This is a genomic window from Protofrankia symbiont of Coriaria ruscifolia, from assembly GCF_900634745.1.
GTDB lineage: Bacteria > Actinomycetota > Actinomycetes > Frankiales > Frankiaceae > Protofrankia > Protofrankia californiensis.
In genome coordinates this window covers 1-3,237 of sequence record NZ_CAAAFR010000116.1, presented here as the reverse complement: position 1 = coordinate 3,237, position 3,237 = coordinate 1, and the positions used below count along the sequence as shown (strand labels likewise).

2 protein-coding genes are annotated in these 3,237 nt (G+C 74.6%); both read left to right on the top strand.

Annotated elements, in window-relative coordinates; all coding sequences use genetic code 11:
- Positions 1–2,378 (top strand): SDR family NAD(P)-dependent oxidoreductase (locus tag CV1CTNOD_RS14380; protein WP_131786605.1); only part of this gene is annotated, 2,378 nt, incomplete at its 5' end.
- A 34-nt stretch (positions 2,379–2,412) separates the two neighbouring features.
- A partial coding sequence (locus CV1CTNOD_RS14375; RefSeq protein ID WP_207386443.1) for a beta-ketoacyl synthase N-terminal-like domain-containing protein occupies positions 2,413–3,237 on the top strand: 825 nt, incomplete at its 3' end.

Genomic DNA, 3,237 nt, shown 5'->3' with positions numbered 1-3,237 from the left:
GTGGTGGCGACAGCCGACCCACCCCCATCGCCGTATCCCTGCTCCGCCGCAACGAACCGGAGCCGGTCACGGTCGCCACCGCGGTGGGCACCGCCTACACCCACGGCGCCCGCCTGGACTGGCAGGCCGTGTTCTCCGGTCTCGACGCGCGGACCGTCGACCTGCCCACCTACGCGTTCCAACGCACCCGGCACTGGCTTGAGGCGGCGCCGGCCGCCGCCGCACCGGCCGGCAGCGCGACGGCCGGCGCCGAAGACTCCCGCTTCTGGGCGGCGGTACGCCAGGGCGGCCTCGACGAACTCGCCGACACGCTGGGGATCGCCCGCGAGCGGGAACGCGCCGCGCTGGGCGAGGTGCTGCCTGCCCTCGCATCCTGGTGGGAACGGCACCGGCTCACCGATGCGGTGGACACCGTACGCTACCGGGTGGTGTGGCGGCCGATCCACGACCTGCCCGCCGGACCCACGCGCGGGCGGTGGCTGCTGGTGGTGCCGGCCGACCAACACGACGCTCCGTGGGTCACGGCGCTCACCCGAGCGCTGCCGGACGGTGTGGTGCTGCCCGTCGACCGGCAGCGGAGCACCCGAGGCCTGCTCGCCGCCGACCTGGCCACCGCCGTGGCCGAGCCGGTGGACGGTGTGCTGTCGCTGCTGGGCGTCGGGGACGACACGGCGGAGGTGTCCGACCTGCCCGCCGGGTTCGCCGCGACCGTGGCGCTGGTCCAGGCCGTCGATGACGTCGGGATCGCCGCACCGCTGTGGCTGGCGACCCACGGCGCGGTGGCCACCGTTTCCGGTGAGGCTGTCAGCGCGCCGGCCGGCGCGCTGGTCTGGGGCTTGCGCTCGATCGCCGGTGTGGAGAACCCGCAGCGTGCGGGCGGTGTGGTCGACCTGCCGGAGTCCGCCGACGAGCGGGTGCTCCGCCAGCTCGTCGGTGTCCTGTCCGGCGGCCACGGCGAGGTCGAGCTTGCCGTGCGCCCGTCCGGGGTGGTGGCCCGCCGGCTGGTGCCCGCGCTGTCCGGCGGCGTGAAGGCCGCCGTCGCCGCCACCGCCGGCAAGCAGGCCAACGGCAACGGCAACGGCGGGGACGGTGCCACGGACGGCTGGCGGCCGGGACCCGGGACGGTGCTGATCACCGGTGGCAGCGGCGCGCTGGCCGGCCATGTCGCACGCTGGCTCTCCGAGCGCGGCGCTGAGCACCTGCTGCTGGTCAGCCGTCGTGGCGGTGACGGGCCGGGAGCGTCCGAGCTGGCGGCGGAGCTGGCCGGCAGCGGCACCACGGTGACCTACGCCGCCGCCGACGTCGCCGACCACGGTCAGCTGGCCGCGGTGCTGGCGGCGATCCCGCCGCAGCTTCCCCTGACCGCGGTGGTGCACACCGCGGCGGTGCTGGACGACGCGCTGCTCGCCCACCTGACCCCCGAGCAGATGGAACGGGTGCTGCGGGTCAAGGCGGGCGGCGCCCGGCACCTGGACGCGCTGACACGGGAGGCGAACCTGACGGCGTTCGTGCTGTTCTCGTCGATCGCCGGCACGTTCGGACTCGCCGGCCAGGGCAACTACGCCCCGGGTAACGCCTACCTCGACGCCCTCGCCGAGCGGCGCCGGGACGAAGGGCTGCCGGCGACCTCGATCGCCTGGGGGCTGTGGAGCGGCGCCGGCATCGCCACTACGGACGTCGCCGCGCACGCCGGTCACCAGGGCTTCGTACCAATCACCCCGGATGTCGCCCTCGCGGCCCTGGCGCAGGCACTCGACCGAGACGAGACGCGGCTGGTCGTGGCCGACGCAGACTGGGCGGCGGTGGCCGCCGCCCGTCCGCATCCGCTGCTGCGTGAGCTGCCCGGCGTAGCGGCCGCAGCGGCCGGGAGTGCGCAGGCGCGGGCGGACGCCGAGGACGACGGCCCGACCGCGCTGGTGCGCCAGCTCGCCGAGGCCTCCGATCGCCAGGCCCGGCGGATCGTGCTCGAGCTGGTGCGGGCGGAGGTGGCCGTGGTGCAGAAGCACACCTCGCCCGACCGGGTCGACGTCACGCGGCACTTCCGTGAGCAGGGCTTCGACTCGCTCGCCGCCGTCGAGCTGCGCAACCGGCTGACGGCCCGCACCGGGCTCGCCCTGCCCGCGACGCTGGTCTTCGACCACCCCTCCCCGGCGGCGCTGGCCGACCACCTCCGGGAGACCCTCGTCCCGGCCTCCGACCCGGGCCCGGCACACGGCAGCGACCTCGGGCAGGAAACCGCCCTGGACGGCCCGGACGGCGCCACCACCCGCGCAGACACCGGTACCCGCACGGACACCGGTGTGCGCACATCGGAACTGCTCTCGGCGTCCGATGACGAACTGATCGCCTTTATCGGCAACGAACTCGGGATCTCGTGACCATGCCCGACACATCCCGCAGGAGAGGCTGACCGTGAGCGACGACAAGATCCGGTACCTGCTGCGCCGCGTCACCGCGGAGCTGCACGACACCCGCGAGCGCCTGCGGGAGGCACGCGGCGAACGCCAAGAGCCGATCGCGATCGTCGGCATGGCCTGCCGTTTCCCGGGCGGGGCGAGCTCACCGGACGCACTGTGGCGGCTGGTCGAGTCGGGTACCGACGCGATCACCGAGTTCCCGGACGACCGCGGCTGGGACCTCGACGCGCTCTACGACCCCGACCCGGAACACCTCGGCACGTCCTACACCCGCTACGGGGCGTTCCTGGACGCGGTGGGCGACTTCGACGCGGAATTCTTCGGGATCTCCCCGCGCGAGGCGCTGGCCACCGACCCGCAGCACCGGCTGCTGCTGGAGACCACCTGGGAGCTGCTGGAGAACGCCGGGATCGACCCGACGGCGCTGCGCGGCAGCCGCACCGGCGTGTTCGCGGGCACGAACGTGGCCGACTACGCAAACCAGGCGGACCCGCCGCCGGACCTGGAGGGCTATCTCGGGCTGGGCAGCGCCGGCAGCGTGCTGTCAGGCCGGGTGTCGTACACGTTCGGGTTCGAGGGGCCCGCGGTCACCATCGACACGGCCTGCTCGTCGTCGCTGGTCGCGCTGCACCTGGCCGCCCAGTCGCTGCGGATCGGGGAGTCGGAGCTGGCGATCGCCGGCGGGGTCACGGTGATGTCCTCCCCGGGCGAGTTCGTCGAGTTCTCCCGGCAGCGCGGGCTGGCCGCGGACGGCCGCAGCAAGGCGTTCGCCGCGGCGGCGGACGGTGTGAGCTGGGCCGAAGGCGTCGGGCTCGTCCTA